The sequence below is a fragment of the Stenotrophomonas sp. STEN225 genome (assembly GCF_056756445.1).
In genome coordinates this window covers 22,507-48,584 of the sequence record NZ_JBRRBV010000017.1, presented here as the reverse complement: position 1 = coordinate 48,584, position 26,078 = coordinate 22,507, and the positions used below count along the sequence as shown (strand labels likewise).

Genomic DNA, 26,078 nt, shown 5'->3' with positions numbered 1-26,078 from the left:
GGCGTTGACGTGGCAGGCATTTCCCAGGAGTCTGGTCGGCACGCCTCGCGCCCTGACACCGGTCTTTCCGCGCACGGACGCTATCGCATCGAGGATCCCCGCCCAGATGAGCACCACGCCCCACCCTGCTGTTCCCGCGAACGACGGCGCCGCATTGCGCCGCTCGATCTCCAATACCCTCAAAGGCTCCGCCGGCAACCTGGTGGAGTGGTATGACGTCTACGTGTACTCGGTGTTCGCCGTGTACTTCGAGTCGCAGTTCTTCTCGCCGGAAGACAAGAACTCCACGATGTACGTCTGGGCGATCTTCGCCGCGACCTTCCTGATGCGCCCGATCGGTGCCTGGTTCTTCGGCCGCTTCGCCGACCGCCATGGCCGTCGCCTGGCCCTGACCGTATCGGTCACGCTGATGGCGTTCTGCTCCTTCATCATCGCCATCACCCCCACTGCCGCCAGCATCGGCATCTGGGCGGCGATCATCCTGCTGTTCGCGCGCCTGCTGCAGGGCTTCGCCACCGGTGGCGAGTACGGCGCGAGCGCCACCTACATGTCCGAGGCCGCCATTCCGGGCCGTCGTGGCTTCCTGTCCTCCTTCCACTACGTCACCCTGGTCGGCGGCCATGTGCTGGCCCAGCTGACCCTGTTCCTGATGCTGAACGTCTGGGGCAAGCCGGAGATCTCCGAGTTCGGCTGGCGCATCGCCTTCGGCATCGGTGGCATCGCCGCGGTCGTGGTGTTCTGGCTGCGCCGTGGCATGGATGAGTCGCTGGAAGAATCCTCGATCGAGGCCGCGCGCGAAGGCAAGGCCAAGAAATCCGGTTCGATGTACGAACTGTTCGTGCACCAGTGGCGCCCGCTGCTGCTGTGCTTCCTGATCACCGCCGGCGGCACCATTGCCTTCTACACCTACTCGGTGAACGGCCCGAAGATGATCCAGAGCGCCTTCGCAGGCGACGACCCGATGACCGGCACCCTGATCAACCTGGGCGTGCTGGCCTTCCTGATGGTGCTGCAGCCGGTCGGCGGCTGGCTGTCGGACATCATCGGGCGCAAGAGCCTGCTGGTGTTCTTCGGCGTGGGCGGCGTGCTGTACAGCTGGTACCTGATCACGCAGCTGCCGCACCAGCACGATGCCACCCTCGCCTTCCTCACCCTGGCGCTGGGCTTCGTCATCCTCACCGGCTACACCTCGATCAACGCCGTGGTGAAGGCCGAGCTGTTCCCGACCCACGTTCGGGCACTGGGCGTGGGCCTGGGCTACGCGCTGGCCAACTCGCTGTTCGGCGGTACGGCCCCGCTGCTGTACCAGGGCGCGCTGAAGACCGGCCACGTGGACTGGTTCGCCATCTATGTCACTGCCACCATCGCGGTATCGTTGGTGGTCTATGTGTTCTTCCTCACCAACAAGGGCCCGAACTGGCTCGACGGCACCCGCAAGTAAGGATGCCGTGCTGATGGCAGCCACCGGTGCAATGCCGGTGGCTGCCGCATCTCCCGCCACGCCCCTGATGTGGGCCGCCCTGCTGCTGGCGGTGGCAACCACGCTGGGCTGGCTGCTGCGACGCCCGGGCGCGAAGGCGCGCTGGCCACGCACCGGCTTCGGCATCGCCCTTCTGGTCTTCGCCAGCGCGCTGGCAGTGCAGCTGGCAGTGGACCTGGGCAGCGGTCACAGCTCGCTGCGGATGAACCTGCTCGGCCGCTTCAGCGGCCTGCGCACGGTCAGCCTCGGCACCATGATCACCTGCTACCTGGCGGCATTGGCCGCCAGTGCATGGGGTGCCTGGACGCTGCTGCGCAGGCGCTAGCCGTCAGCGGCGTGCCGCCTCGCTCTTGTCGCGGGCAGCGCGGAACTCGGAGTCCTTCTCCCAGGTCGGCCAGCGCCGGCTGTTGGCCAGCTCCGCGCCCAGGTCGTAGACCAGCAGCGTATCGGCGGCATGACCGCTGGGATCCCAGCCCGGCGTCCACGCGTCGCAGGCCTGGTGATAGCAGTCGGCGAAGTACTTCTCGCGCAGCGCGCGTCCGGCGTCCACGCCTCCGTCCAGCTTGTCCAGGCCCGGGCCGATGGTGATCGCCGGTACACCCAGCCGGGCGAAGGCGAAATGGTCGGCGCGGTAGAAGAAACCGGCCTCCAGGTTGGGGTCCGGGCTGTAGCTGCGGCCGCGTGCCTTGGCCACCCGCTCCAGGTCGCCTTCCAGCGATACCCGGCCCTTGCCCCACGAAGCGATGTCACGGGTCGGCCCATCCGGGCTGAACATCTCGATGTTCAGTACGGCAGCGGTCTTGTCCAGCGGCGCCAGCGGATGCGCGGCGTAGTAGCTGGCCCCCAGCAATCCCTTTTCTTCAGCCGTCAGCGCCACGAAGTACAGCGTGCGCTGCGGCTGCGGGCCGGCCGCGAACACCCGGCCCAGTTCCAGCACGGTGGCCACGCCGGTGGCGTTGTCGATGGCGCCACGGCGCACGCGGTCGCCCTTCGCATCGGGCTGGCCGATGCCGAAAGCGTCCCAGTGCGCCGAGAAGATCACCGCTTCATCGCCGTGCTCGCCGCCCGGCAGCTTGGCCACGACGTTGCGGGTCACCACCTGTTCGCGCTTGAGGGCGAAATCGACGCTCAGCCGCGCGTTGTCCAGGGCCACCGGACGGAAGTCGGCACGCATCGCCTTGCGCTTCTCCGCCTCGAAATCGAGGCCGGCGTCGGCGAAGATCGCCTCGGCCAGCTCGCGCTGCATCCAGCCGCGCAGCGGTGTGTGCTGGGCCATCGCCTCGGCCTGGCTGCGCTCGATATCGAACAACGGCGAAGTGCCCGAGCTCTTCACCGTCGCCCAGCCATAGGCCGCAGGTGCGGTCTCGTGCACGATCAGCACACCTTCGGCGCCGCGGCGCGCAGCCTCTTCGAACTTGTAGGTCCAGCGGCCGTAGTAGGTCACTGCCTTGCCATCGAACGCGCCGGGAGCGTCGGCCTCGAAATCGGCATCATTGATCAGCACCACGGCAATCTTGCCGTGCAGATCAATGTCCTTGTAGTCGTTCCAATGGCGTTCCGGTGCGTCGATGCCATAGCCCACGAACACCAGCGGTGCATCCTTGATCTGCACCCGGGCGCGCGGCTGCAGGCTCTGCAGGGTCACATCCACGCCATTGACCAGGGCGCGGCGGCCCTGCTTCAACGCCAGGCTGGCCGTGGCCGCCCCCTCCAGCTGCGCACGCACCAGCGGCACCGGCTGCACCCAGCTGCCGTCCACGCCGCCGGGTTGCAGGCCATAGCTGCGGAACTGCTCGATCAGGTACTGCACGGTGCGCTCTTCGCCTTCGCTGGCCGGAGCACGGCCCTCGAATTCGTCCGACGCCAGTACACGCACGTGGCGCGACAGCGCCTGCGGGTCGATACCGCCGCCGGGAAGGTCATTGGCCGCCTGGGCCAGGCCACCCACGAACAGGCAGGACGACAGCAGCAACACGCGCATCGGGTTCACGGCAATACCACGGCAGGATGGGAAGTCACCAGAGTGTAACGTGACAGCAGTGCCGGCCGCAGTCCCGCTCCGTCAGCGGCGCTCGCGATCCAGCCAGCAGGCCAGGCCCTGCGCGTTGAGCTCGATGTCCATGGCCAGCACAGCCACCACCGCTGCGTCATCCAGCACACAGCCATGCTGCTGCGCGCGCTCCAGGTACAGGGCCTGCAGCGCCGCCAGCAGGCAGCGATGGCGGTCGGGCCGCTCGTCGCACTGGCGGCCGATCGCCGCCATCGCATCGATCTGCTCGAACAGGTCGCCGGCCAGCCGCTGCACCTGCTCCACGCGGCCATAGTGGGTGAGGTACATCGACTGCGGATCGTAGTCGAGCATGCGCTGGATCGACGCCTTCATCGCTTCGGGATCGAACTGCACGGGCGAAGAGGTCGGAAAAATGAAGGCGCCCTGCGCGCTGTCCAGTTCGCGGTAGGAGATACCGAAGGTATCGCCGGTGAACCAGCTGCGGCTGCGCGCATCCCATACGCAGTAGTGATGCAGTGCGTGGCCGGGCGTATGCAGCAGGAGCAGTTCGCGTCCGGCAAGATCGAGGCGATGGCCATCCTCGGCCACCACGACGCGGTGCTCGGGAATCGCCTCGATGCGGCCATAGCTGCGTGCGATCTCTTCCGCGCCGTAGACTGCGGTGGCGCCGGCGATCAGCCGGGTCGGATCGATCATGTGCGGCGCACCGCGCGGATGCAGCACGGCCCGGGCATTGGGCAGCTGCTGCATCAACAGACCCGCACCGCCGGCATGGTCCAGATGCACATGGGTGAGCAGAAGCCAGTCCACCGCGTCGGGCTGCAGGCCGGCATCGGACAGCGCCCGCAGCATCGCCGGCACGGACAGGCCGGTGCCACAGTCCACGAAGGCGCCCCGCCCGTTCTCGACGATCAGGTAGGCCGCATCGAAGTCGGGACGTTGGAAGCCGGTATCGATGGTGTGGATGCTGGGGTCGGCGATCATCGGCACGCACCTGGCGGAATCGGAATCAGGCGTCCATGGTAGGCGTGCAGGCAGGACCGGTTCGATGCGGCTTTGGTCGGAGGCACGCGCTCTGCCCCGGGACTACAACCATCGCGGTCGCAGCAGCAGTGCCAGCACCAGCACCGCCAGGAAAGCGCCGTAGGCATAGAGCACCGCCAGCACCTGCGGCCAGATCGGCCCCGCGTCGGTCTGCACCAGGCCCAGGTGGTGGCCCCACAGCATCGCCACGATGCTCAGAACAAAGGCCAGCAGCAGCACCAGGCCATCGAACAGGCGCCGCCGCGTTGTGCGCGGCTGGCGCGGGAACAGCCAGTACAGGCTGCCCAGCACGACGAACCAGGGCAGGAAAAGCAGCAGCGACAACCACGCCATCGCAGACTCCTTCCATAGCGCCGGGCCCGATGCCCGGCTCCACATCCATCGGTAGCGCCGGGCCATGCCCGGCTCCAGATCCACCGGTAGCGCCGGGCCATGCCCGGCGGGGTGCATCAGTTAGCGCCGCCGGGCATGGGCCCGGCGTTACAGCACCCTCCGCTCAGGCATCTTCGCGCAGCGCGGCCAGTGCCGCCAGGACCGCGTCAACCTCCGCCTCCAGCTTGAACAGCTCGCTCTGCAGCGCATCACCCTGCTCGGCCTGCTTGATCACGGCGATCAGCTGGCCGGCATCGCGCGGCGAATCAAAACCAATGCTCTGCATCAGCAGCGTGCCGTCGCCGGCGGTCAGCTTGAAGTAGAAACGACCATCCTTCTCGCGGTACTGCTTGAACTGCGGCGGCGCCACGCGGGCAGCGCCGGCATCCTCGCTGGCGATGTCGCCGGCGGTGGACAGGTCGCGCAACCCCACGGCGTGCCGCAGCTCATCCAGCAGCGGCATCGCGAACGTCTCGCGCAGCTGCTGGCCACGGCGCTTCAGCAGCGCCTCGATCTTTTCCGGCTCGGCCATCAGCGCGTTGTAACGCTCGCGCAACGGTGACAGCTCACCGTCGATGCGCTCGAACAACTGCTGCTTGGCATCGCCCCAGCTGATGCCCTCGGCGAATGCCCGGGCGAAAGCAGCGGTCTGCTCCGGCGTGGCGAAGGCCTGGTACATCTGGAACAGCGCCGAGCCCTCGGTGTCCTTGGGCTCACCCGGTGCGCGCGAATCGGTCAGGATCGAGAACACCAGCTTCTTCAGCTCCTCGCGCGGCGCGAACAGCGGAATGGTGTTGTGGTAGCTCTTGCTCATCTTGCGGCCGTCGAGGCCGGCCAGCGTGGCCACCTGCTCATCGATCACCACCTCCGGCAGCGGGAAGTATTCCCTGCCGTAGACGTGATTGAAGCGCTGGGCGAAGTCGCGGGCCATCTCGATGTGCTGGATCTGGTCACGACCGACCGGCACCTGGTTGGCCTTGAAGATCAGGATGTCGGCAGCCATCAGCACCGGGTACATGAACAGCCCGGCGCTGACGCCGGCATCCTCGTCCAGGCCTTCCTCGCGGTTCTTGTCCACCGCTGCCTTGTAGGCATGGGCACGATTGAGGATGCCCTTGCTGGCGATCGCGGTCAGGAACCACATCAGTTCGGTGGTTTCGCGGATGTCGCTCTGGCGGTAGAACCAGACGTGTTCCGGATCCAGGCCGCAGGCCAGCCAGCTGGCTGCGATCTCCAGGGTCGCGCGCTGAGTGCGCTGCGGATCCTGCGCCTTGATCAGGCTGTGCAGGTCGGCCAGGAAGAAGAAGCTCTCGATCCCCGGGGTGCGGCTGGCCGCGATGGCCGGACGGATGGCGCCAACGTAGTTGCCCAGATGGGGGGTGCCGGAGGGGGTGATGCCGGTAAGGACTCGGGTCGTCATGACTGCGTGGGGAAACCTTCGATGAACGGAACCAGTTTACCGTGCCCACGGCCAACCCCGTCAGGGCCTGCGGGTCGTTCATTCACGCGAGCCCACCGGAGTTCCCACATGAAACGCCTGCTGCCCCTGCTGCTGATCCTGCCCCTGGCCGGCTTCCGCCCGGTTCCGCCGCCACCGCCGATGCCGCAGGACGGCCCTGTGCGGATGACCCTGATCGACCGCGACCGCGGCACCGAACTGCGCAGCCATGCAGCCGATGGACAGCGCTGGGTGGCGGGCGAGCGCGGCCATCGCTATGCGGTACGCCTGTACAACGACAGCCCGCGGCGGGTGCTGGTGGTGCTCTCGGTGGATGGCATCAATGCCATCTCCGGCGAAGATGCCGACCCGTCGCAGACCGGCTATGTGCTCAACCCCGGCCAGCGCGCCGACATCACCGGCTGGCGCAAGAGCCAGGATGAAGTGGCGCAGTTCGTCTTCAGCAGCCCCAGTGGCAGCTATGCCAGCCGTACCGGCCGTGCGGACAACATCGGGGTGATCGGCGCGGCGGTGTTCGAGGAGGCCCGTCGCTGGCCGCTCCGACCGGAGCCGCTGCTGCGCCGTGGCGCCCCGGCGCCGGCCGCTGCGGAATCCGCTGCGGACGCCAGCGCCAGCCGCATGGACGGCTACTCAGCGCGGTCGCAGGCACCGTCGCTGGGCACCGGTCACGGCGCGCGCGAACGCTCCTCGGTGCGTGATACCGCATTCGAACGGGCCAGCCGCACGCCGGCGCAGGTCGTGCAGCTGCGTTACGACAGCGCACGCGCGCTGCGCGCACGCGGCATCGTGCTCGACCCGCCTTCGCGCCTGCCGCGCGAGCCGCAGGCGTTTCCGAACCGCTACGTGCCGGATCCGCCGACACGTTGAGTCCCTGACAGCACGACGCCCGCACCAGAGGGTGCGGGCGTCGACGTGGGGGAACCGCTTACCGCCGGCTGCTTACTTGTAGTCCGGGTAGTCCTTGCGCACGCTGTCTTCGAAGTCACGGACTTCCTTCTCGGCGCGGTCCTTGGCCCAGCCATACCGTTCCTGCAGGCGGCCGGCCAGATATTCGGCATTGCCCTCGGCCACATCGAAATCGTCGTTGGTCAGATCGCCCCACTTGGCCTGGGCCTTGCCCTTCAGCTGCGACCACTTGCCGGAAATGATGTCTTTGTTCATTGCTGGGAATCCTTGGTTGCAACGGCGTTCTTACCGTGACTGCAGCTTCCCGCATCCGCTGTTGAAAGGCGGTCAACCGCTCATGAAACACATGCTCACGTGCTTGAATGGTTCACTCCATCGCCACACGCGATGGCAACAACACGGCAGCACACACGCACAAAAAAGGCCGGGAAGATCCCGGCCTTTTTCTGTTCCACACCGCGTCGGGCTTAGTTGCCCTTGGCGGCATCCTCGACCTTTTCACCGGCCTTCTGCACGTCCTTGCCGGCACCGGCAACGGTGTTGCAGCCGGCCAGCATGGCCACCGAGAACATCGACAACAGCATCAGGGCAACTACGCGCTTCATGGGCTTCTCCTTGGGTTCGCCGCTTCACCGCTACAACGCGGATGGGGTTCTGTCGCTCGGCAGGCAGGGGCCGAAGCCACCGCCGCCGCGTGAGGTGCAATCTGGCGGCTGCGGCGTGCAGCGGGTGTGAACGGATCGGCGATCCGTTCAGGGATGCCCTCAATCGCGCATCAGCGTGGATTTGCCGAACAGGCTTTCCACCAGGTCCACGGCCAGTTCGGCGGTGGCGTTCTGCTTGTCCAGCAGCGGATTGAGCTCGACGATATCCAGCGACCCCATGCGCCCGCTGTCGGCGATCATTTCCATCACCAGCTGCGCTTCGCGGTAGTTCACCCCGCCCGGCACCGTGGTGCCGACGCCGGGTGCGATGCTCGGGTCGAGGAAGTCGACATCGAAGCTGACATGCAGATGGGTGCTGTCATCGATTCCGGCCAGCGCGGCCTCCACGGTGCGCTTCATACCGTTCTCGTCGATGTAGCGCATGTCGTAGACATCGACCTTGTGGGTCTTGATCAGGCGCTTCTCTTCCGGGTCCACCGAGCGGATGCCGATCTGGTGCACCTGGGCGGGCGTGATTGCCGGCGCACTGCCGCCCAGACGGGTCAGTGCCTCCGGCCCCAGCCCGCACAGGCAGGCCACCGGCATGCCGTGGATGTTGCCCGACGGCGTGACATCACTGGTGTTGAAGTCCGAGTGTGCATCCAGCCACAGCACGCGCAGGGTCTTGCCCTGCTCGCGGCACCAGCGGGCCACTGCGGTGATCGAGCCGATGCCCAGGCAATGGTCGCCGCCGAGCATGATCGGCATGCGCCCGGCCTGCAGCTCGGCATAGCTGGCCTCCATCAGTGCATGGTTCCAGGCCACCACCTCGTCCAGATGGCGGTAGCCTTCGACCGGCTCGGTCCACGGGTTGCGCGGGCCGTCCAGGTTGCCCAGATCGCGCACGTCCACACCGCGCGCCGCCAGCGCCTCCGGCAGGCCCGCCACGCGCAGCGCTTCCGGCCCCAGCCGCGCGCCCCGATGGCCGGCACCGACATCGGTGGGGACGCCGATCAACGAGACGGAAATGGGATGGGCCATGGGTGCCTCCTGCAACGGAAAAAGAAGCACAGTCTAGCCAGAGCTGTGTGACACGACTCGCGGCGGTGCAGCAGGGCAGACGCGGTCAGCGGTTGCGGAACACCGCACGGCAACGCAGTGTCGGAATCGGCACGGCCGGGCGCCCGTGGGCGATGTAGCCAGCCCGCACGTGAGCGATGGGCCATGACGACGCATGCGCGGATGCAGGGCCACCCGGGCTGGGCGGATGGCAGCACTGAGGCGTCTACGCCAGTGCAGATCCTTCAGCACCATCAGGATCGGCGCTGCGCTTGCCGACGATTGCCGTTAGCATCGTGATTGCCGTGGTCTGCCGCATCGGTTAAGCCAGCTTTACTTCGCGTATGTCGCGTCCGTTGCTGCAGGTGGGATCACTGGAATTCCGCCCTTGCAAAGGCCTCGCGCAGGATGTCGCTTTTGCCTTTACATCGCGCGAAACAGGTCAAAAGCGATAATTCATTTTTTCTTTCGAATCGCACGAAGTCATTGGAAAGAATGACTGGCGGGCGGTGTTTGCGCGTGCGCATGATGAATCGCCACCGACAACGGGTGGCCCGGGCTCCAATCCCGGAAGTCGATGTTGTTTACGCTTGTCAGTCGGCGCCACCTGTCTCGGGGTGGCGCCGGCTGGCAATCCGTCTGCCGATCTACGGCGGGCGGTGCGTGGGGGCCTTGTGCCCGCCGGTTCATCGACTCCGGTATTGGAACCACGCATCGTCCGCCACCCTTTGCGGGTGGCGCCTCTGTTCCGCATGAGGATGTCCCATGACCGCACCCCGCTACCCCTATCTGCTTGCCACCCTGGGCGATGCCGCCGAGCACCTGCCCCGCGAACTGGCAGAGCCGTTGGAAGCTGCGCTTTCCGCTGCCGTGGATCTGCCTGAGCCGATCACGCTGGTGGGCTGCCTGCAGCGTATCCGCAGCGGCGATGCCGCCGATGGTCAGCCGTGGAAAGGCCCCGTACCCAGCCCAGGCCAGGGCGTGACCCGTGCGCGTACCGACCGCGCCGCCGCCGGCCTGGTCACGCTGCTGGAGGTATTCCACGCCGCCGAGCGCGTGCGTGTGGATGGCGCCGAAAAGGACGACATCGGCGACGGCGCGCGCGAAGGCCTGCTGCTGGCCTGCCGGGGGCTGGCGGAGTATGTGGAGCTGCAGTTGCACGCGGCATGAGCCGCGCCGCCACGCCCGCCGATTGTTTTGATTTGGCAAATAGTGATGGCGCTTTATAGGCGTTTATCCGGCCAATGCCGAGGACTACCTTGAGGCTCATCGATCCCCTTCTGGAGAATCCCATGAGCAAGCGCAATGCCGTTTTCCCGGCCGGCCGGCAGGACCTGTACACCTCGCAGACCTATTCGGCCGCGATCCAGTCGGGTGACCTGCTGTTCGTGTCCGGCCAGGTGGGCAGCCGCAGCGACGGGACGCCCGAGCCCGACTTCGAGGCGCAGGTCCGCCTGGCCTTCGCGAACCTGGAGGCAACCCTGAAGGCCGGTGGTTGCGGGCTTGACGACATCGTCGACGTGACCACCTTCCATACGGACCCGCAGAACCAGTTCGGAACCGTCATGACCGTAAAGAGCGAGGTCTTCCCCGAGAAGCCCTATCCCAACTGGACGGCGGTGGGCGTCAACTGGCTTGCCGGATTCGACTTCGAGATCAAGGTGATCGCCCGCATTCCGGACTGAGCATGCCGCCTCCGGGAGATCGTGTGCGCGAGCGCGTGCCGCTCAGGTAGCGGTCGCGAAATCAGGACTCCGCTCGCCGGACAGCGCCCGATAGAGGCTCACGCGCGACAACCCCGTCGCTCGTGCAATCTTGCTCATCCCCTGGGCACGCGCGATATCGCCCAGTGTCTTGGCAGTGAAGGCCGAATCGCCATTGCTTTCAATGATGCAGGCATCGAGATAGGCGGCCATTTCTTCAGGCGTACGGAGATGCGTGGCCACCTCAGATGCTTCGAGTTCACTCTTCTTTTTGACAGCCCTGCGTATGCGACTCTGGCGCCTGGCAAACGCGCTGCAATTCGCGGCAGGAGAAAGAACGCTGCGGAAGCGAGCGACTGCGGGATGGTGCCGCTTATCCGAATCGAACGGATGACCTACTGTTTACAAGACAGTTGCTCTACCAACTGAGCTAAAGCGGCATGGGTGACGCACTGGCGGCAGCGCCGCAGTGGGGGGATTCTAGCGCAGTCGCGCGCATTCCAGCGACTGTTGCCGGGCGGCGCCGCTGCGCTGCTTCACCTGCGCAGGCTGTGCGGTGCCGGCCAGCTGCCCGTCCAGCCACCACTGGCCGGCATCACCGCTGGCCACCAGGCGCGGCTGGAAGCCGGCGGCCTGCACCGCAGCGATACGCCGCTCGGCGCCTTCGCGGTTGCGGTACTGGCCCAGCGCCACGGCGTTGGCGTCCTCACCCTGGCTGATGATGTAGTAGTCGCCCAGGCCCGCAGCGACGATGCGCTTGACCGTGGCCTGCGCCTCTTCGCGGCTGGCGGCGGCCGGCAGCAGCACGCGGTAGCGGGCACTGCCGCTGGCGGCCGGCTGCTCGCGCAGGCGCGCCTGGCTGAGCAGTGCGCCGGCCCGGCCCTGCGCCGCGCTGGCGGCGGCACGATCGGCGAACGGACCCAGCGCGATGCAGCGCGGCGGCTCGCTGGCGGCAGGCGCCTGCGCGACCGGCGGTGCGACCGGCGCCGGCGCTGGCGTCGGGCTGGAGGTTGCCTCCGCACCCGGCGCTTTGGCCGGTTCGGCTTGCGGCTTGGCCGGCGCGGCAGGGGCAGGAGTGGACGCCACGGCGGTCGCCGCTGCGGGGTCGCGCTCCACCAGTGCTGGCGCCGGTGCCTCCGACGATGCCTGCGCGGCCACCGCCGCATCGGTGCCGCCGGGCACCCAGCGCAGTTCGGCCACGCCGGCGGGCCGCGGTGGCGGCGCAGGCTTCTGCGGCGCATCGCGCAGCAGCCACCAGCAGGCAACGCCAAGATTGAGGATGGCCAGGACGACGATCAGGGCACGGGTGAGCATGCGCGGATACTAGCCTGCAGGCTGGTGCACCGCCCAGCGGGCGAGGCCGTCCAGCACCAGCGAGGGGTGGTAGTCGGCGCCGTCCAGCAATGGCATCAGCGCGGGCGCGCCGCCACCGTGCACCAGCAGCGACGGCATCACACCCAGCAGTGCCTGCGCCTGCTGCGCACTGCGCTCGACCAGCGCCACCGCAGCACCATCGCAACCGGAGGCGAGTGCGTCGGCGGTGTCATTGGCAAACTCGCTGTAATCGCCGCCACTGGCGGGCAGCTGCACGGCGCGCGCATGCAGTGCTTCGCGCATGGTGGTGGGTGATGCGGCGATGCGGCCGCCGTGATGCTGGCCACGGGCATCGAGCAGGTCGATGGTCAGCGCCGTGCCCACGCCCACCACCAGCACCGGGCGCTGCGCCTTGGCGGCGGCCAGCAGGGCAAGGAAGCGATCCACGCCGAACTTCTCCGGGCGCGCGTAGGCGATGCGCACGCCTGCGCATTCGGCGCTGGTGCGCACCACATGCACGTGGTCGAACCGCCGCTGCAGCTGGTCCAGCATGGCGCTGGTCAGCGAAGGTGCGGCCACGCTGGCGACGAACGCCGTCGCGCCGCTGGGCAGGCTGTGCGGCGGCTGCCCGGCCATGCCTTCAGCGCCATGCGCCCAGGCCTGTACGTCGCCCGCGCGATCCCCCTGCAACGGCGCGAACTTGAAGCGCGAATTGCCAAGATCGAACAACCAGTCGCTCATGCCGCCCTCACCGTGACTTCGCCGGCATGCAGGCGGCGCTCGCAGCCGTCGATGCTCACGCGCAGCGCGCCGTCATCGGCCAGGCCCAGTGCGGTGCCGTGCTGCCACTGCCCCTCCAGCTCGACGCGCACCTCGCGGCCGGCCAGCATGTCGAAGGCGGCGTAGCGCGGCAGGAACGGGGCCAGCCCTTCGCGGTCGAATTCCTCCAGCGCCGGCAGCAGCCGTGCAAGCACGGCGGCGACGACGATGTTGCGGTCGACCGGCGCGCCGGCCAGTGTGTCCAGATCCACCCAGGGCTGGGTGATCTGCTCGGCGAACGAGGGCGGCATGTGCGTGTTGATGCCGATGCCGATCACCGCGCGAGCCGGACCGGCGTATTCGCCGCCGCCCTCGGCGAGCAGGCCGACCAGCTTGCGACGGCCATCGACGATCAGATCATTCGGCCACTTCAGCTGCGCCTGGGTGAAACCCAGATCGTGCAGCGCTTCGGCCACGGCGATGCCGGCAACCAGGCTCAGCCCCGCCAGCCGGCCAAGGCCCCCGGAGAACAGGCGCAGTACCGACAGATAGACATGGGCCGCCAGCGGCGAGGCCCAGGTGCGGCCGCGCCGCCCCCGTCCGCCGGTCTGGCGTTCGGCCAGCAGGACGCTGACCCCGCGCTGGGGCGCGCTGCACCGCAGCAATTCGGCATTGGTGGAATCCACCGTCCAGGCCACCTGCAGGTCATGCAGCAGGGACAGGGCATCGGCCGGCAGGGCGGCACGGATGGTCGCCGGGTCCAGCAGCTCGACCGGGCGGGTCAGGCCATAGCCTTCGCCGGCACGGCCCTCGATATCGACACCTGCGGCCCTAAGCCCTTGAATGCGCTTCCAAATTGCCGCCCGGGTCTGGCCCAGCTCACGGGCCAGGGCGTCGCCGGACAGGCGACCGGCAGCGAGTTTGGCCAGCAATTGGCGATCGTCCACGGCAGCTTCCACGAAGTCAGGACGGAATTATGCGGGAAAGCCGCCAGCGACGCCCGCCACGGGGCCGGCAGCGGGCTTCCAATCCGGTGCCGGGTTCGGGCTAGAATCGGGAACTCACCTTCCCTTAACGTGGATGTCGTCAATGCGCCGTTATGCCCATTGCCTGATCCTGCTGACGATGCCCTTCGCGGCGTCGGCCACAGCAGCACTGGATGACAGCCGCGGCGCCTGTGTGTCCTCCAACGGCGATGCCGCCTCGCAGCGCGCACCGACGGCATCGACCACCACGGCCAAGCCTGCTCCGGCACGCCCGGCGGCCAGCAGCGCGACCAGCACCGGCGGTGGCGGCAGCGATGAGGACATGCTGCAGCGGCTGCGCGCGCCGAAGTGGCACAGCTACCTGCCAGGAATGTTCCGCTGATCAAGTCGTTGCTGCAGTGGCTGCGGCCCGCACCGCGGCCGATCGAAGACGCGTACTGGGATGAGGCCTGCCGCCGTGCGGCATGGCTGCAGGGGCTTTCCGACGAACGACGCGCCCGGCTGCGCACGCTGGCGGCGCGCTTCCTGCATGAGAAGACCATCACCCCGATCGGCAACCTGCAGCTGCAGGCCGCCGACGGCGTGCTGCTGGCGGCCCTGTGCTGCCTGCCACTGCTCGAGTTCGGCGAGGTGGGACTGCAGGGCTGGTCGCAGCTGATCGTGTACCCCGACGCATTCCGCGTGCATCGCAGCCACATGGATGCGGCGGGCGTGCTGCACGAATGGGACGACGAGCTGATCGGCGAATCGTGGGACAGCGGGCCGTTGATCCTGTCCTGGGCCGACGTGCAGGCCGATCTGGCCGCACCGCACGAGGGCTACTGCGTGGCCGTGCACGAGATGGTGCACAAGCTCGATGCGCTCGATGGCGCGATGGACGGCACGCCGCCGCTGCCGCGTGCGTGGCAGCGTGAGTGGGCTGCTGTCTTCCAGCAGTCCTACGATGCGTTCTGCGCGCAGGTGGATGCCGGCCAGGAGACGCTGATCGACCCGTATGCCGCCGAAGCACCGGAGGAGTTCTTCGCGGTCGCCAGCGAGTACCACTTCTCCGCCCCGGACGTGCTGGCCGAAGCGCTGCCCGATGTTGCCGCACATCTGCGGCGCTTCTATGGTGAACCGCCGGCGCGGGGTGGCTGAGCCATGTCATAGGTTCGCCGGGCGTGGCCCGGCGCTGCCCGCATTCGCGTTGACCGGTGGATCGAAGCAGGCCCGCCCTACGGGCCCGGCGGCAGACGCACTTCGAAGCGGGCGCCTTCCAGTTCGCTGGAACGGCCGACCGCCAGTTCGCCGCGGTAATCCTTGATCAGGTCCTGCACGATCGACAGGCCGATGCCGTGGCCCTGCACGCGTTCGTCGCCACGTACGCCACGCTGCAGCACCTTGCCGATATCGTCCGGCGCGATGCCCGGGCCGTCGTCGTCCACGGCCAGCAGCAGGCCGGCGCGGCGTGCATTCGGTGCCGGCAGGGGCTGCGCGGTCAGCAGGACACGGCGCTTGGCCCACTTGAAGGCGTTTTCCAGCAGATTGCCCAGCAGTTCCTGCAGGTCACCCGGCTCGCCATGGAAGCGCGCGGCCGGATCGATGTCGAACTCGCACAGCACGCCCTTGGCCGCATAGACCTTTTCCAGGCCCCGCACGATCTCTTCGGCGTTGGACTCGATCGGCAACGGTGCGGAGAACAGCTTGTGGCCCGACGACGCAGCGCGCGCCAGCTGATAGGACACCAGGTTGTTCATGCGTTGCAGCTGCACGTCCAGCTCTTCGCGCAGCGCGCCATCACCGGCACCGCTGTCCATCTGCGTGCGCAGCACCGCGATCGGCGTTTTCAGGCTGTGCGCAAGATCCGCCAGGGTGTTGCGCTGGCGTTCGAGGTTCTCGCGCTCACTCTCGATGAAGGCATTGATGCTGTCGGTCAGCGGTTCCAGCTCGCGCGGGTGGCGCTCGCTCATGCGCTCGGTCTCGCCGCGCTGCACCTTGGTCAGCTCGGTGATCACGCGACGCAGCGGACGCAGGCTCCACTGCAGGATGACGGTCTGCAGCAGCAGCAGGATCAGGCCGATGCCACCCAGGTAGAACCAGACACGGCTGCGGAACACCCGCAGCTGCGCACCGAGCGCGCGCGAGTCTTCCATCACGTAGATGGTGTACGGGAACTCGGTGGCGGGATCGGCATCGGCGTCCCACACCAGGCCCAAGCCGTAGCGGTACACCGAGCCCTGGCTGCCGTCGATCTGGATCATCGGCAGCGGGCCTTCGAACACCTCCTGGCGTGGCGCAAGCAGGCCGCCGCCGACGGTGGGCAGCATCGGGCCTTCGGCCGACATCGAATTGCCCTTGCCGTCCGGCATCACCACCTGCAGGTAGAGACCGCTGCCGGGCACGTCGAAGCGCGGGTCCGGTGGCTGCTCGCGGATGTACAGCGAACGATCGCGGGTGAAGTCGATGCCGGCCGCATAGGCGGTGGCGTAGTTCTTCAGGCGCTCACGCAGGTTGGCCTTCGCCGTATCGGCGAAGGCGGCGTCGAGCGCGTAACCGGCCAGGGCCAGGAACGCGACCAGGCCCACGGACGCGGCGAACAGCTGGCGCGCCTGCAGGGAGCGCGGCCGCCAGCGTCGGAAGAACCACAGACGGCCGGACATCGTGCAATCGCCAGGGTGAGCCGGCTCAGCCCTCGTTGCGCGGGATCGCGAAACGGTAGCCGCGGCCGCGCACGGTCTCGATCGGCTTCAGCTCGCCGTCCGGGTCCAGCTTCTTGCGCAGGCGGCCGATGAACACTTCCAGCACGTTCGAGTCGCGGTCGAAGTCCTGCTGGTAGATGTGCTCGGTGAGGTCGGCCTTGGAGACCAGTTCACCGGCATGCATCATCAGGTACTCCAGCACCTTGTACTCGTAGCTGGTCAGGTCGACATTGCTGCCGGAAACGCTGACCGTCTGCGCGGCGAGATCCAGGGCGACCGGGCCGCATTCCAGGGTCGGCTTGCTCCAGCCGGCGGCGCGGCGCAGCAGCGCGTTGACGCGGGCCAGCAGCTCTTCGACGTGGAACGGCTTGACCAGGTAATCGTCGGCGCCCTGCTTCAGGCCCTCGACCTTGTCCTGCCAGCTCGACCGCGCGGTCAGGATCAGCACCGGGAACTTCTTGCCCTCGTCACGCAGCGCCTTGATCAGCTCCATGCCCGACATCTTGGGCAGGCCGAGGTCGATGATGCCGACGTCGAACGGGACTTCGCGCCCCATGTAGAGGCCTTCCTCGCCGTCCTGCGCAGCATCGACGGCAAAGCCTTCGCGCTTGAGCCGGGCTGCCAGGGTCTCACGCAGCGGGGCTTCGTCTTCGACCAGAAGGATACGCATGAACTCTCCCTAGTGTCCTGGGTGTGGCCCGGAGGCCAGTGGGGTACGGGTTGATAGCGACAACTATCCCTGTTCAGGGGTTATCGCCGCGTAGTGAAGACATATCCGACCGCGGCGTGCGCGGCTGTGAACGCGACGGGGCGGGGTCGTCCATGTAGCGGACCCGGCCCCGGTCATCCATGTACTTGACCCGGTTGATGTCACGACCATCGAACGGCACCCGTTCGGCGCCCAGGATGTGGCCACCGGTGGTGCGCTGCACGCGGCGCACGGCATCGGACAGCGAGCGCTCGTCGCCACGGCCACCCCGCTCGCTCCGCTCCATCATCTCCGCCCGGCCGTGTTCCGCACGCGGGGGCTGCTGTGCCATTGCCGACGACAGCGGTGCCGCCGCCAGCACCACGCAGGTGGCCAGGGCAATGCGGCAATGGAGGGGAGCGGAAGACATCGATGCGATCCTAGCCGAGCACGGCGATTCGTTCAAAAGTCGTAAATCCGGGAACCGGGTGCGGGACCCGGTCTTTACAATTCCTTTGCAAATTCTTGGTTTGGGGCAGTGAATCCGATCTGAACTTTTCCGGGCGAACCGCAGGTTTGTTCATCTAAGTGAACATTCGGGACGAATCGGCCGGCGTTGTCAAGTCAGGAATGTGACGGACGTCACGCAGCGGCACGGTCAGCGTCGCGCTCGGTCACGGCAAGGGCCTGTTCGACCAATGTCCAGTCGGCGCCTGGACGGTGCGCACCCTCGCTCAATACCTGGCGGAACGCGCGCCCACCGGGCTGCCCATGGAACAGGCCGAGCAGGTGACGGGTGATGTGCTTCAGGGCCATGCCCTCGCCCAGACGGGCCTCGACATACGGGCGCAGCGCGCGCAGCAGGTCCGCGCGCGACCGCAGCGGCGTACCGGTGTGCAGCGCTTCCAGCTGATGCAGCAGATAGGGATCGTGGTACGCGGCCCGGCCCAGCATCACGCCATCGACATGGCCGGCCTGGGCCTGCACGGCTTCGAGGCTGGCCAGGCCACCGTTGAGCACCACCGGCAGTGCGGGCCGCTCCTGCTTCAGGCGGTAGGCCCAGTCGTACTTCAGCGGCGGAACCTCACGGTTCTCCTTGGGCGACAGGCCCTTCAGCCAGGCATTGCGCGCGTGCACCACCACCATCGCTGCACCGGCAGCGACCTGGCGATCGACGAAGCTGGCGAACGCCTCGTACTCGTTGTCCTCATCCACGCCCAGACGGCACTTCACGGTCACCGGGATGTCGACCGCATGGACCATCGCGGCCACGCATTCGGCCACCAGCGCCGGCTCGCGCATCAGGCAGGCGCCGAAGCGGCCCGCCTGCACGCGATCGGACGGGCAGCCGCAGTTGAGGTTGACCTCGTCGTAGCCCCAGTCCGCGGCGATGCGCGCGGCCTGCGCCAGCAGGGCCGGATCGCTGCCACCCAGCTGCAGGGCCAGCGGCTGTTCGCTGCGGTCGAAGCCGAGCAGGCGCTCGCGGTCACCATGGATGACCGCGTTGGCGTGCACCATCTCCGTGTACAGCCGCGCCCCGGGAGCCAGCACGCGATGGAACACGCGGCAATGGCGGTCCGTCCAGTCCATCATCGGGGCGACGGACAGGCGCAGGGATTCGGCGTAACGGGCGGTGGCGGACGTCATCGGGGCGTTGATCGTGGAGACCGGCATTGCCAGTGAGATCAATAGTTTACACCGGGTGGCTGAATGGCGCCGGGGCGTCAGGCGATGTGCGAAGCGCCGGTGCCCCATTGCTGGTGTGGCACGCGCCCGCCACGCCACCAAATACGAATGAGAAGTGATATCGTTTGAGCGCCGCATGACGATGTGCGGCATGGATGTCCCAAGCAAACGGAACATGTAATGCAGCAACGCACCTATATCGAACTGGTCCTGGAGCTGTTCGCCTTCATCAGCCTGTGCATGGCGATGACGACCTCCGGCACCCCGGTTCTGGTTTTTGGTCTCACAACCATCCTGCTCACGGTATGGATACCCTTCCAACGGCGCGAGATTCATCGCTTCACCCGCGCCGTGTCGATTGCGCTGGTCATCGCGGCAGTAGCCAGGATCGTCATTCATTTCCTACCCAATCCATCCATCTAGGAATCGAATTCGAGGAGGCTGTTCCGATACGCCACTGCGGTGGCGTTGTTGCTCTGTGCGCAGGGAGCGCACGCGCAGGTGAAGCAGATACAAGATATCCCGTGCGAAGGGTGTTCATACGCTCAGATGCAGGCGGCCGCGCTCCCGCCGCAGACCGGCCGGTTCCGGCAACCGTATACGATGCATTGCAGAGCCCGGCCAGGATGAACAACGCGATCGAACAGTTGAATGCCTCCTGGCTCGCCCGCGGGTATGCGGCGCACATGACGTTCGTCAATTTGGTCAGCGGAAAGAACATCTCGCTGACTGCGGGCCGCCCGGTGACCACCCTGAACTTCGCCGATGGCTCCAGCATCAAGGCCTCGTACGACATCGAGATGAAAAGCTGGGCGCCTATTCCCGGCACCGGCCGCGACGTTCACGGCAACCCGGTTCCAGAGACGAAAGCAGACGTTGCCAAGGACGGCAAGCCGGTGGTGTACGAGTTCCCCGGTGGCATCACCAGTGACGCCTACATGGACTTCAGTCGCTACCTCTTCGATCTGGGCGTGCGCCCCAACATCGGGCCGGGCGACAACCAGATGATCTGCACCAGCGAAGTGATGGACGCCGACATGCGGGTGGAAGTCAGGTGCATGGGCCGCAGGAACTGATGCAACAACGCGGGTGACCGCCGCTGCGGTCACCCGGGTGCCCCCTGCCGAAGCGCTTATGGACCCATGTCCCAGCACAGGTGGCGGCGATTGATGAGTGCGAACTCAGTGCCCGCCGCCGCGCCCACCCACCTGCTCGATCAACGTCCGGCTGGCGGCATTGAGCCCCACCACCGTTACATCGGCGCCATGCGCGGCCAGTTTTTCCTGCGCGCGCTCCAGCGCGGCCACGGCGGTCAGATCCCACAGATGGGCATCGCGCAGGTCAATCTGCACCTTCGGTGCTACGTGCTGGTAGTCAAACGCCGCGCCCAGCTCGCTGCCGTACACCACCATCGCCAGCAGCACGACGCCGGCCACCAGGCATGACAGGCGACCGCGGCCGCCGGAGCTCACGTTGATGATCGACTGGCCGATCATCGCGCAGCCGGCCATGCCGCCGAGGAAGCCGGTGACCGTGTTGGCCACGCCCTGGCCGACGCATTCGCGGTTGCGCTCGCTGGGCGTTTCGGTGATGTCCTCGACAGCGCGGAGGCAGCGGAGCATGGCTCCGCTCTACAATCGGGTCATGGCTACCGATCGCCCCCACTTCTTCGACCCCACCACCGAACAGGGGGTGCTGCGCCTGTCGATTGCCGGTGCGTTGCTGCTGGCGCTGACTGCTGTGGTGTTCGGCCTGCTGGCCAATTCCTCGCTCATCATCTTCGATGGCATCTACGGGCTGATCGATGTGGTGATGACCTGGCTGTCGCTGCTGGTCGCGCGCCTGATCGCGCTGTCGACCAACACCGATGCGCTGCAGTCGCGCCTCAACCAGCGCTTTACCATGGGCTTCTGGCACCTGGAACCGATCGTGCTGGGCGTGAGCGGCACGCTGATGATCGGTGCGGCGCTGTATGCACTGGTCAATGCCGTGGACGCGCTGATGTCCGGCGGCCGCCACATCGCGCTGGGGCCGGCGATGATCTTCGCCGCGCTGTCCCTGCTGGCCGAGGCAGCGCTGGGCGTGTTCGTGCTGCGCGCCAACCGCCGCATCGGTTCGGAGTTCATCGCGCTGGACGCGAAGAACTGGATGATCGCGGCCAGCATGTCGGCCTGCTATCTGGTCGCCTTCCTGGGCGGCGCGCTGGTGCGTGGCACCGCGTGGGACTGGATCGGGCCGTACATCGACCCGGCCATCCTCGCCTTCGTCTGCGTACTGGTGATGATCGCGCCGCTGGGCACGGTGCGGCGGGCATTGGCCGGCATCCTGCTGGTGACTCCGCCGGAGCTGCAGGCCCACGTGGACGCAGTGGCGCGCACGATCGTCGCCAGGCATGGCTTCGTCGAACACCGCAGCTATGTGGCGCAGGTGGGACGTGGCGAGCAGATCGAGCTGTTCTTCGTGGTCCCGGCCGATGATCCGCCGCGGCCTCTGCGGGAGTGGGACCAACTGCGTGACGAGATCGGCGATGCACTGGGCGAAGCCTCGCCGGACCGGTGGCTGACGATCATGTTCACCACCGATCGGGAATGGACGATCTAGGCAGGCAGGACGATCGGTCAAATTTCTCAGACGGTCTGTCACCCATCGTCCTTGGAAAGCGGGCAAAGTAGGCTCCAACGCACTACCACCCACTGACCAGGAGCATCCCGATGTCCATCGAAAAGGTTCTGTACACCGCCCAGGCGACCTCCACCGGCGGCCGCGAAGGCCGTTCCGTCTCCTCCGACAACGTGCTCGACATCCAGCTGTCGACCCCGCGCGAGCTGGGCGGCGCGGGCGGCCCGGGCACCAACCCGGAGCAGCTGTTCGCCGCCGGCTACTCGGCCTGCTTCCTGGGCGCGCTGAAGTTCGTGGCCGGCCAGGCCAAGGTCGCGCTGCCGGCCGACACCACCGTGACCGGCAAGGTGGGCATCGGCCAGATCCCGACCGGCTTCGGCATCGAGGCCGAGCTGACCATCAACGTGCCGGGCGTGCCGCGCGAGCAGGTTGAAGCGCTTGTGCAGAAGGCGCACATCGTGTGCCCGTACTCGAATGCCACCCGCGGCAACATCGACGTGACGCTGATCGTCGCCTGATGGAGGCGGGGTCGGATCCCTTTGCAACGGCAAAGGGATCTGACCCCGGGGCTCCAAGCGCAAAAAAAATGGGCGGATGCCGGTCGAAACCAGGCATCCGCCCATCCCACCCCGGGTGGGCCCCGGCACGCGGCCAGGGACGCATTCGCTTACTTCTCGCTGGTGATGAGCTGTACGACGCTGGAGAAATCCAGCTTGCCGCGCCCGGCCTGATGATTCATCGAATACAGGTTGCGGGCCACTTCACCCAGCGGGATCGAGGCGCCGACACTCATCGCCGCTTCCACTGCCAGGCCCATGTCCTTGAGCATCAGGTCGCTGCCGAAGCCGCCGCTGTAGCCACGCGAGGCCGGCGCATTCTCCAGCACGCCCGGCCACGGATTGCACACTTCGGTGGCCCAGCTGCGGCCGGTGCTCACCGCCATCATCTGCGACAGCACCTTCGGGTCCAGACCGTGCGCCACGCCCAGTGCGATGGCCTCGCCGGTGACGGCCATGATCACGCCCAGCGCCATGTTGTTGCACAGCTTGGCCACCTGGCCGGCACCACTGGCGCCAACGTGGAAGATGTTCCTGCCCATCGCCTGCAGCACCGGGCGCGCACGCTCCAGTGCATCCTCTTCACCACCGACGATGAAGGTGAGGGTGCCGGCCTGGGCACCGGCCGTGCCGCCGGAAACCGGCGCATCGATCATCTGCAGGCCGCGTGCAGCCGCCGCTTCGGACACCTTGCGGGCGCTGGCCGGAGCGATCGTGCTGCAGTCGATGACCAGCGCGCCGGCCGGAATCGCGGCGAGAATGCCGTCATCGCCGAGGTACAGGCCTTCGACGTGGCGACTGGCCGGCAGCATCGAGATCACCACCTCGGCGTCGGCCAGGGTGTCACGTGCTGACGACGCGGCACCGGCACCGGCGTCGACGGCGGCCTGCACGGCGGCCGGCACCAGATCGAACACGCGCACGGTGTGGCCGTTCTTGACCAGATTGGCGGCCATCGGGCCACCCATGTTGCCCAACCCAATGAATGCAATGCGGCTCATGCCAGGCTCCTTTCAGCGGCAGGGGTACCCAGGTCGGCCAGCGGATGCGCGGCATCGGCCCAGGGCGAAGCGAAGAACGTATCGGCCCACAGGGCGCTGGCTTCGGCCAGCGTGGCCGGGTTCCACGACGGCGTGCGGTCCTTGTCGATCAGCAGCGCACGGATGCCTTCGGCGAAATCGCCGTGGGCAGCGCAGTGCAGGGCGACGATGTACTCCAGGCGGTAGACCGCAGCCAGATCCTGGCCCGCACTGCGGCGCTGCAGCTCGAACGCCAGCCGCGCCGAACCGGGCGCGCCGGCCGCGAGGGTCTTCTGGGCGGCCTGCAGCCAGGCATCCTCGGTCTGCAGGTGGGCGATGCCTTCGACGATGGCATCGAGGTCATCGCCGTCGCACAGTGCGTCGACCTTCGCCGCGTTGGCCAGCAGCGGACCGGTCGCGGCATCGCTGGCATACGATTGCAGCAGGTGACCCAGGCGCTCGTGGTTGCTCGCGGCGTCGCGCGACCAGGCCACCTGCAGCAGTGCATCGAACACATCGCTGCGGCGCGCTTCGGCCACGTGCACGTCGGCCAGGCCGGCATAGATCGCATCGCCCGGGTTGAGCAGTGCACCGGTCAAGGCCAGGAACAGGCCACCCTTGCCCGGCACGCGCGGCAGCAGCCAGCTGCCACCCACGTCCGGGAACAGACCGACGGTGATCTCCGGGAACGCGAGCTTGGAGCGCTCGCTGACCACGCGGTGGCTGGCACCGGACATCAGGCCGATGCCCCCTCCCATGACGATGCCATGGCCCCAGCACAGGATCGGCTTGGCATAGGTGTGGATGAGGTAATCCACGCGGTACTCGACGTCGAAGAACTCGGCCGCGTAGTCGTTGTCGCGGATATCGCTGCGGCCGGCCTCGCGGAATGCACGCATGCTCTGGTACAGGCTGTGCAGGTCACCGCCGGCGCAGAACGCCTTTTCACCGGCGCCCTGCAGCACCACCATCGCGATGCCGTCGTCGTCGGCCCAGGCATTGAGCTGCTTCAGCAGCAGGTGCGCCATCGGCAGCGAGAAGCCATTGAGCGTGCGCGGCGCGTTCAGCGTGGCGATGCCGATGCGCGCGCCATTGCCGGCCACGCGCTCTTCGAACAGGACCGGCGCTTCGTCGGCGACCGTGGTCATGCGTTCTTCCACTGCGCGGCGCGCTTTTCCAGGAAGGCGTTCACGCCCTCGACCTGGTCGGCGGTATCGAACAGATCGACGAAGGCCTCGCGTTCGGCCACCAGCGCCGAGGCGTGGGTGCCGGTGCGGGTGGACTGCACCAGCGTCTTGCAGGCCGCGATGCTGGTCGGGCTCTGCTTGCCGGCCTTCTTCGCCCATTCCAGCGCCAGCGCCTTGGACTCGCCCTTGCCGACCTTCTCCTCGGCCAGGCCGATGCGCAGCGCGGTCTCGGCATTGATGCGCTCGCCCAGCAGGATCATGCGCTTGGCCCAGCCCTCGCCCACCAGCCGTGGCAGGTTCTGGGTACCACCGGCGCACGGCAGCAGGCCGACGGTGGCCTCCGGCAGCGCGACCTGGGCGTGGTCTTCGATGATGCGCAGGTCGCAGGCCAGCGCGCATTCCAGCCCGCCGCCCATCGCATAGCCGTTGATTGCGGCGATCGACACGCCGCGGAAGCCGGACAGCGCCTCGAAGGCTTCGCCGAAGCGGCGTGCGGCCTCGCGCGCGGCGGCCTTGTCGCCGGAGGCGAACTGGTTCAGATCTGCGCCGGCGGAGAAGAACTTTTCGCCGTCACCGGTAATCACCAGCGCGTAGATGTCGCGGTCCGCATTGAGCGCAGCCACCAGGTCGCGCAGCGCGGACAGGCTGTGCACGGTCCAGGTATGCGCCGGCGGGTTGTGCAGGGTGACCACGGCGGTGTGGCCATCGGCCTCGACCTTCAGGCCCACGTGCTCCTGGGTACGCCAATCCTTCATCGCAGTTCCTCTTCGGTGTTGAGCAGGTGACGGGCAACGATCACCCGCATGATCTCGTTGGTGCCTTCCAGGATCTGGTGCACGCGGCAGTCACGCAGCAGGCGTTCGATCGGGTATTCGCGGATGTAGCCGTAGCCGCCGTGGATCTGCAGCGCTTCGTTGCAGACAGTGAAACCGGCATCGGTGGCGAAGCGCTTGGCCATTGCGCACCACACGTTGGCGTCGCTGGCGCCGGCATCGAGCTTGCGCGCGGCGGTATGCACCATCTGCCGGGCGGCCACCAGCTGGGTGACCATGTCGGCCAGCTTGAACTGCAGTGCCTGGAACTCGGCCAGCGCCTTGCCGAACTGGCGACGCTCGCCCATGTAGCGGCGTGCGGCATCCAGCGCGCCCTGCGCGGCACCCAGCGAACAGGCGGCGATGTTGATGCGGCCGCCATCGAGTCCCTTCATCGCCAGCTTGAAGCCACCGCCTTCCTCTCCCAGAAGGTGGCTGACCGGCACGCGGACGTTCTCGAAGGTGATGCCCCGGGTGGGCTGGCTGTTCCAGCCCATCTTCTCTTCCTTGCGGCCGAAGCTGATGCCCGGCAGATCCGACGGCACCGCGATGGCGCTGACGCCGCCGGCACCGGCACCGCCGGTGCGCGCCATCACCACCAGCAGTTCGGTGGCGCCGGCGCCGGAGATGAAGGCCTTGGCGCCGTTCAGCACGAAGTGGTCGCCATCGCGCACGGCGGTGGTTTTCAGCGAGGCGGCATCGGAACCGGCGCCCGGTTCGGTCAGGCAGTACGAGGCCAGCTTGATGCCCGCCGCCAGATCGTTGCCCCACGCGTCGCGCAGTGCCGGCTGACCCCACTTGGACACCATCCACGAGGCCATGTTGTGGATGCTGATGTAGGCCGCCGTCGAGGGGTCGACACTGGCGAGCTCCTCGATGACGACGGCGGCGTCCAGCCGGCTCAGGCCGCTGCCGCCCACTTCCGGGTCCATGTACAGACCGCAGAAGCCCAGTTCACCGGCCTTGGCGATCGCCTCGCGCGGAAAGATGCCCTCCGCATCCCATCGCGCGGCGTGCGGCGCCAGTTCGGCCAGTGCGAAGTCGCGGGCGGCCTCGCGGTAGGCCTGCTGCGCTTCTTCCAGTTCCGTCGTCATC

General features: G+C 67.4%; 30 protein-coding genes, 1 tRNA gene and 1 pseudogene. 11 read left to right on the top strand and 21 right to left on the bottom strand.

What is annotated here, in order from left to right:
• Positions 1-106: 106 nt before the first annotated feature.
• Positions 107-1,441 carry an MFS transporter gene (locus ACVOJ1_RS15640; RefSeq protein ID WP_111186492.1) on the top strand — a complete coding sequence of 445 codons (1,335 nt, stop codon included), beginning with the start codon at positions 107-109 and terminating at the stop codon, positions 1,439-1,441.
• 13 nt (positions 1,442-1,454) lie between these two features.
• Positions 1,455-1,805 carry a hypothetical protein gene (locus ACVOJ1_RS15635; protein WP_227255248.1) on the top strand — a complete coding sequence of 117 codons (351 nt, stop codon included), beginning with the start codon at positions 1,455-1,457 and terminating at the stop codon, positions 1,803-1,805.
• Positions 1,806-1,808: 3 nt separating this feature from the next.
• Here the strand turns inward: ACVOJ1_RS15635 and ACVOJ1_RS15630 are convergent, their stop codons facing one another.
• From ACVOJ1_RS15630 to ACVOJ1_RS15615, 4 genes are all read right to left on the bottom strand, one after another.
• Positions 1,809-3,461, bottom strand: coding sequence for a M28 family metallopeptidase (locus ACVOJ1_RS15630; RefSeq protein WP_111186493.1), 1,653 nt, complete (start codon positions 3,459-3,461; stop codon positions 1,809-1,811).
• Positions 3,462-3,542: 81 nt separating this feature from the next.
• Positions 3,543-4,475, bottom strand: a complete 933-nt coding sequence (locus ACVOJ1_RS15625; protein ID WP_053520143.1) for an MBL fold metallo-hydrolase — start codon at positions 4,473-4,475, stop codon at positions 3,543-3,545.
• A 102-nt stretch (positions 4,476-4,577) separates the two neighbouring features.
• Complete coding sequence (locus tag ACVOJ1_RS15620) at positions 4,578-4,868, bottom strand: hypothetical protein (RefSeq protein WP_053520144.1); 291 nt, start codon at positions 4,866-4,868, stop codon at positions 4,578-4,580.
• 163 nt (positions 4,869-5,031) lie between these two features.
• Positions 5,032-6,327, bottom strand: a complete 1,296-nt coding sequence (locus tag ACVOJ1_RS15615; protein ID WP_111186494.1) for a tryptophan--tRNA ligase — start codon at positions 6,325-6,327, stop codon at positions 5,032-5,034.
• A 108-nt stretch (positions 6,328-6,435) separates the two neighbouring features.
• On the opposite strand from ACVOJ1_RS15615, the gene ACVOJ1_RS15610 reads away from it, so the two are divergent.
• Complete coding sequence (locus tag ACVOJ1_RS15610) at positions 6,436-7,233, top strand: hypothetical protein (RefSeq protein ID WP_065174207.1); 798 nt, start codon at positions 6,436-6,438, stop codon at positions 7,231-7,233.
• A gap of 72 nt (positions 7,234-7,305) precedes the next feature.
• Here ACVOJ1_RS15610 and ACVOJ1_RS15605 read toward each other — a convergent pair whose 3' ends face one another.
• The 3 genes from ACVOJ1_RS15605 to rocF all read right to left on the bottom strand — a co-directional run bounded on the left by ACVOJ1_RS15605 (position 7,306) and on the right by rocF (position 8,957).
• Positions 7,306-7,527: a CsbD family protein gene (locus tag ACVOJ1_RS15605; protein ID WP_019661831.1), complete on the bottom strand. Its 222-nt coding sequence runs from the start codon at positions 7,525-7,527 to the stop codon at positions 7,306-7,308.
• Between the two features lie 212 nt (positions 7,528-7,739).
• Entirely contained in the window at positions 7,740-7,877 is a 138-nt protein-coding gene (locus ACVOJ1_RS15600; RefSeq protein ID WP_053520147.1) for an entericidin A/B family lipoprotein, read from the bottom strand.
• Positions 7,878-8,036: 159 nt separating this feature from the next.
• Positions 8,037-8,957 (bottom strand): arginase, encoded by a 921-nt coding sequence (gene rocF, locus ACVOJ1_RS15595; protein ID WP_193395758.1) that lies wholly within the window; start codon positions 8,955-8,957, stop codon positions 8,037-8,039.
• A gap of 783 nt (positions 8,958-9,740) precedes the next feature.
• Here rocF and ACVOJ1_RS15590 point away from each other — a divergent pair.
• On the top strand, positions 9,741-10,145 hold the full coding sequence (locus tag ACVOJ1_RS15590; RefSeq protein ID WP_111186496.1) for a hypothetical protein: 405 nt from the start codon (positions 9,741-9,743) through the stop codon (positions 10,143-10,145).
• Between the two features lie 122 nt (positions 10,146-10,267).
• A complete protein-coding gene (locus ACVOJ1_RS15585; RefSeq protein ID WP_111186497.1) occupies positions 10,268-10,660 on the top strand; it encodes a RidA family protein in 393 nt (130 codons plus the stop codon).
• 42 nt (positions 10,661-10,702) lie between these two features.
• Here the strand turns inward: ACVOJ1_RS15585 and ACVOJ1_RS15580 are convergent, their stop codons facing one another.
• The 5 genes from ACVOJ1_RS15580 to birA all read right to left on the bottom strand — a co-directional run bounded on the left by ACVOJ1_RS15580 (position 10,703) and on the right by birA (position 13,698).
• Positions 10,703-10,921, bottom strand: a complete 219-nt coding sequence (locus ACVOJ1_RS15580; protein WP_258391177.1) for an addiction module antidote protein — start codon at positions 10,919-10,921, stop codon at positions 10,703-10,705.
• Between the two features lie 121 nt (positions 10,922-11,042).
• Positions 11,043-11,118: transfer RNA gene (locus tag ACVOJ1_RS15575), tRNA-Thr, on the bottom strand.
• Positions 11,119-11,158: 40 nt separating this feature from the next.
• Entirely contained in the window at positions 11,159-11,992 is an 834-nt protein-coding gene (locus ACVOJ1_RS15570) for an SPOR domain-containing protein (RefSeq protein ID WP_111186499.1), read from the bottom strand.
• Positions 11,993-12,001: 9 nt separating this feature from the next.
• Positions 12,002-12,733, bottom strand: coding sequence for a type III pantothenate kinase (locus tag ACVOJ1_RS15565; protein WP_053520152.1), 732 nt, complete (start codon positions 12,731-12,733; stop codon positions 12,002-12,004).
• Complete coding sequence (gene birA / locus ACVOJ1_RS15560; RefSeq protein ID WP_053520153.1) at positions 12,730-13,698, bottom strand: bifunctional biotin--[acetyl-CoA-carboxylase] ligase/biotin operon repressor BirA; 969 nt, start codon at positions 13,696-13,698, stop codon at positions 12,730-12,732. Before birA ends, ACVOJ1_RS15565 begins: the two co-directional genes overlap by 4 nt.
• A 142-nt stretch (positions 13,699-13,840) precedes the next feature.
• On the opposite strand from birA, the gene ACVOJ1_RS15555 reads away from it, so the two are divergent.
• The gene (locus ACVOJ1_RS15555) at positions 13,841-14,119 is read left to right on the top strand and encodes a hypothetical protein (RefSeq protein ID WP_053520154.1); all 279 of its coding nucleotides are present in this window, start codon (positions 13,841-13,843) and stop codon (positions 14,117-14,119) included.
• Positions 14,086-14,874 carry a M90 family metallopeptidase gene (locus ACVOJ1_RS15550; RefSeq protein WP_181452118.1) on the top strand — a complete coding sequence of 263 codons (789 nt, stop codon included), beginning with the start codon at positions 14,086-14,088 and terminating at the stop codon, positions 14,872-14,874. Before ACVOJ1_RS15555 ends, ACVOJ1_RS15550 begins: the two co-directional genes overlap by 34 nt.
• A gap of 77 nt (positions 14,875-14,951) precedes the next feature.
• On the opposite strand, the gene ACVOJ1_RS15545 is transcribed toward ACVOJ1_RS15550, so the two are convergent.
• The 4 genes from ACVOJ1_RS15545 to dusA form a co-directional block, all read right to left on the bottom strand.
• Positions 14,952-16,376, bottom strand: a complete 1,425-nt coding sequence (locus ACVOJ1_RS15545; RefSeq protein ID WP_065174201.1) for an ATP-binding protein — start codon at positions 16,374-16,376, stop codon at positions 14,952-14,954.
• Between the two features lie 25 nt (positions 16,377-16,401).
• A complete protein-coding gene (locus ACVOJ1_RS15540) occupies positions 16,402-17,085 on the bottom strand; it encodes a response regulator transcription factor (RefSeq protein ID WP_053520384.1) in 684 nt (227 codons plus the stop codon).
• 73 nt (positions 17,086-17,158) lie between these two features.
• Positions 17,159-17,533 carry a hypothetical protein gene (locus ACVOJ1_RS15535; RefSeq protein WP_053520383.1) on the bottom strand — a complete coding sequence of 125 codons (375 nt, stop codon included), beginning with the start codon at positions 17,531-17,533 and terminating at the stop codon, positions 17,159-17,161.
• Between the two features lie 212 nt (positions 17,534-17,745).
• A complete protein-coding gene (gene dusA / locus ACVOJ1_RS15530; RefSeq protein WP_065174200.1) occupies positions 17,746-18,777 on the bottom strand; it encodes a tRNA dihydrouridine(20/20a) synthase DusA in 1,032 nt (343 codons plus the stop codon).
• Positions 18,778-18,969: 192 nt separating this feature from the next.
• Between dusA and ACVOJ1_RS15525 the strand changes: the two genes are divergently transcribed.
• Together ACVOJ1_RS15525 and ACVOJ1_RS15520 are read left to right on the top strand one after the other, a co-directional pair.
• Entirely contained in the window at positions 18,970-19,212 is a 243-nt protein-coding gene (locus ACVOJ1_RS15525) for a hypothetical protein (protein ID WP_107231488.1), read from the top strand.
• 203 nt (positions 19,213-19,415) lie between these two features.
• Complete coding sequence (locus ACVOJ1_RS15520) at positions 19,416-19,865, top strand: hypothetical protein (RefSeq protein WP_346480617.1); 450 nt, start codon at positions 19,416-19,418, stop codon at positions 19,863-19,865.
• A 105-nt stretch (positions 19,866-19,970) separates the two neighbouring features.
• On the opposite strand, the pseudogene ACVOJ1_RS15515 reads toward ACVOJ1_RS15520, so the two are convergent.
• Positions 19,971-20,408: pseudogene (locus tag ACVOJ1_RS15515) on the bottom strand (SulP family inorganic anion transporter); the annotation flags it as partial.
• Between the two features lies 1 nt (position 20,409).
• On the opposite strand from ACVOJ1_RS15515, the gene ACVOJ1_RS15510 reads away from it, so the two are divergent.
• Together ACVOJ1_RS15510 and ACVOJ1_RS15505 are read left to right on the top strand one after the other, a co-directional pair.
• Entirely contained in the window at positions 20,410-21,390 is a 981-nt protein-coding gene (locus ACVOJ1_RS15510; RefSeq protein WP_053520135.1) for a cation diffusion facilitator family transporter, read from the top strand.
• A gap of 110 nt (positions 21,391-21,500) precedes the next feature.
• On the top strand, positions 21,501-21,926 hold the full coding sequence (locus tag ACVOJ1_RS15505) for an organic hydroperoxide resistance protein (RefSeq protein ID WP_049464150.1): 426 nt from the start codon (positions 21,501-21,503) through the stop codon (positions 21,924-21,926).
• A gap of 149 nt (positions 21,927-22,075) precedes the next feature.
• On the opposite strand, the gene mmsB is transcribed toward ACVOJ1_RS15505, so the two are convergent.
• The 4 genes from mmsB to ACVOJ1_RS15485 are packed head-to-tail and all read right to left on the bottom strand — an operon-like array spanning position 22,076 to position 26,077.
• The gene (gene mmsB, locus ACVOJ1_RS15500) at positions 22,076-22,966 is read right to left on the bottom strand and encodes a 3-hydroxyisobutyrate dehydrogenase (RefSeq protein WP_065174196.1); all 891 of its coding nucleotides are present in this window, start codon (positions 22,964-22,966) and stop codon (positions 22,076-22,078) included.
• Positions 22,963-24,132 carry an enoyl-CoA hydratase/isomerase family protein gene (locus tag ACVOJ1_RS15495; RefSeq protein WP_065174195.1) on the bottom strand — a complete coding sequence of 390 codons (1,170 nt, stop codon included), beginning with the start codon at positions 24,130-24,132 and terminating at the stop codon, positions 22,963-22,965. The genes mmsB and ACVOJ1_RS15495 overlap by 4 nt, the downstream gene beginning before the upstream one ends.
• Positions 24,129-24,926: an enoyl-CoA hydratase gene (locus ACVOJ1_RS15490; RefSeq protein ID WP_053520138.1), complete on the bottom strand. Its 798-nt coding sequence runs from the start codon at positions 24,924-24,926 to the stop codon at positions 24,129-24,131. Before ACVOJ1_RS15490 ends, ACVOJ1_RS15495 begins: the two co-directional genes overlap by 4 nt.
• Positions 24,923-26,077: an acyl-CoA dehydrogenase family protein gene (locus ACVOJ1_RS15485; protein WP_440210885.1), complete on the bottom strand. Its 1,155-nt coding sequence runs from the start codon at positions 26,075-26,077 to the stop codon at positions 24,923-24,925. The genes ACVOJ1_RS15490 and ACVOJ1_RS15485 overlap by 4 nt, the downstream gene beginning before the upstream one ends.
• Position 26,078: the final 1 nt, after the last annotated feature.

What these genes read in the sequence shown, in the direction of transcription:
- ACVOJ1_RS15600 (WP_053520147.1), bottom strand. Translation starts at nt 7,877, where the DNA reads ATGAAGCGCGTAGTTGCCCTGATGCTGTTGTCGATGTTCTCGGTGGCC.
- ACVOJ1_RS15630 (WP_111186493.1), bottom strand. Translation starts at nt 3,461, where the DNA reads ATGCGCGTGTTGCTGCTGTCGTCCTGCCTGTTCGTGGGTGGCCTGGCC.
- ACVOJ1_RS15555 (WP_053520154.1), top strand. Translation starts at nt 13,841, where the DNA reads ATGCGCCGTTATGCCCATTGCCTGATCCTGCTGACGATGCCCTTCGCG.
- ACVOJ1_RS15485 (WP_440210885.1), bottom strand. Translation starts at nt 26,077, where the DNA reads ATGACGACGGAACTGGAAGAAGCGCAGCAGGCCTACCGCGAGGCCGCC.
- ACVOJ1_RS15590 (WP_111186496.1), top strand. Translation starts at nt 9,741, where the DNA reads ATGACCGCACCCCGCTACCCCTATCTGCTTGCCACCCTGGGCGATGCC.
- ACVOJ1_RS15635 (WP_227255248.1), top strand. Translation starts at nt 1,455, where the DNA reads ATGGCAGCCACCGGTGCAATGCCGGTGGCTGCCGCATCTCCCGCCACG.
- ACVOJ1_RS15520 (WP_346480617.1), top strand. Translation starts at nt 19,416, where the DNA reads ATGAACAACGCGATCGAACAGTTGAATGCCTCCTGGCTCGCCCGCGGG.
- ACVOJ1_RS15535 (WP_053520383.1), bottom strand. Translation starts at nt 17,533, where the DNA reads ATGTCTTCCGCTCCCCTCCATTGCCGCATTGCCCTGGCCACCTGCGTG.
- ACVOJ1_RS15610 (WP_065174207.1), top strand. Translation starts at nt 6,436, where the DNA reads ATGAAACGCCTGCTGCCCCTGCTGCTGATCCTGCCCCTGGCCGGCTTC.
- ACVOJ1_RS15620 (WP_053520144.1), bottom strand. Translation starts at nt 4,868, where the DNA reads ATGGCGTGGTTGTCGCTGCTGCTTTTCCTGCCCTGGTTCGTCGTGCTG.
- ACVOJ1_RS15545 (WP_065174201.1), bottom strand. Translation starts at nt 16,376, where the DNA reads ATGTCCGGCCGTCTGTGGTTCTTCCGACGCTGGCGGCCGCGCTCCCTG.
- ACVOJ1_RS15490 (WP_053520138.1), bottom strand. Translation starts at nt 24,926, where the DNA reads ATGAAGGATTGGCGTACCCAGGAGCACGTGGGCCTGAAGGTCGAGGCC.
- ACVOJ1_RS15585 (WP_111186497.1), top strand. Translation starts at nt 10,268, where the DNA reads ATGAGCAAGCGCAATGCCGTTTTCCCGGCCGGCCGGCAGGACCTGTAC.
- dusA (WP_065174200.1), bottom strand. Translation starts at nt 18,777, where the DNA reads ATGCCGGTCTCCACGATCAACGCCCCGATGACGTCCGCCACCGCCCGT.
- ACVOJ1_RS15615 (WP_111186494.1), bottom strand. Translation starts at nt 6,327, where the DNA reads ATGACGACCCGAGTCCTTACCGGCATCACCCCCTCCGGCACCCCCCAT.
- mmsB (WP_065174196.1), bottom strand. Translation starts at nt 22,966, where the DNA reads ATGAGCCGCATTGCATTCATTGGGTTGGGCAACATGGGTGGCCCGATG.
- ACVOJ1_RS15605 (WP_019661831.1), bottom strand. Translation starts at nt 7,527, where the DNA reads ATGAACAAAGACATCATTTCCGGCAAGTGGTCGCAGCTGAAGGGCAAG.
- ACVOJ1_RS15570 (WP_111186499.1), bottom strand. Translation starts at nt 11,992, where the DNA reads ATGCTCACCCGTGCCCTGATCGTCGTCCTGGCCATCCTCAATCTTGGC.
- ACVOJ1_RS15565 (WP_053520152.1), bottom strand. Translation starts at nt 12,733, where the DNA reads ATGAGCGACTGGTTGTTCGATCTTGGCAATTCGCGCTTCAAGTTCGCG.
- ACVOJ1_RS15510 (WP_053520135.1), top strand. Translation starts at nt 20,410, where the DNA reads ATGGCTCCGCTCTACAATCGGGTCATGGCTACCGATCGCCCCCACTTC.
- ACVOJ1_RS15495 (WP_065174195.1), bottom strand. Translation starts at nt 24,132, where the DNA reads ATGACCACGGTCGCCGACGAAGCGCCGGTCCTGTTCGAAGAGCGCGTG.
- ACVOJ1_RS15625 (WP_053520143.1), bottom strand. Translation starts at nt 4,475, where the DNA reads ATGATCGCCGACCCCAGCATCCACACCATCGATACCGGCTTCCAACGT.
- ACVOJ1_RS15640 (WP_111186492.1), top strand. Translation starts at nt 107, where the DNA reads ATGAGCACCACGCCCCACCCTGCTGTTCCCGCGAACGACGGCGCCGCA.
- ACVOJ1_RS15525 (WP_107231488.1), top strand. Translation starts at nt 18,970, where the DNA reads ATGCAGCAACGCACCTATATCGAACTGGTCCTGGAGCTGTTCGCCTTC.
- ACVOJ1_RS15540 (WP_053520384.1), bottom strand. Translation starts at nt 17,085, where the DNA reads ATGCGTATCCTTCTGGTCGAAGACGAAGCCCCGCTGCGTGAGACCCTG.
- rocF (WP_193395758.1), bottom strand. Translation starts at nt 8,957, where the DNA reads ATGGCCCATCCCATTTCCGTCTCGTTGATCGGCGTCCCCACCGATGTC.
- ACVOJ1_RS15505 (WP_049464150.1), top strand. Translation starts at nt 21,501, where the DNA reads ATGTCCATCGAAAAGGTTCTGTACACCGCCCAGGCGACCTCCACCGGC.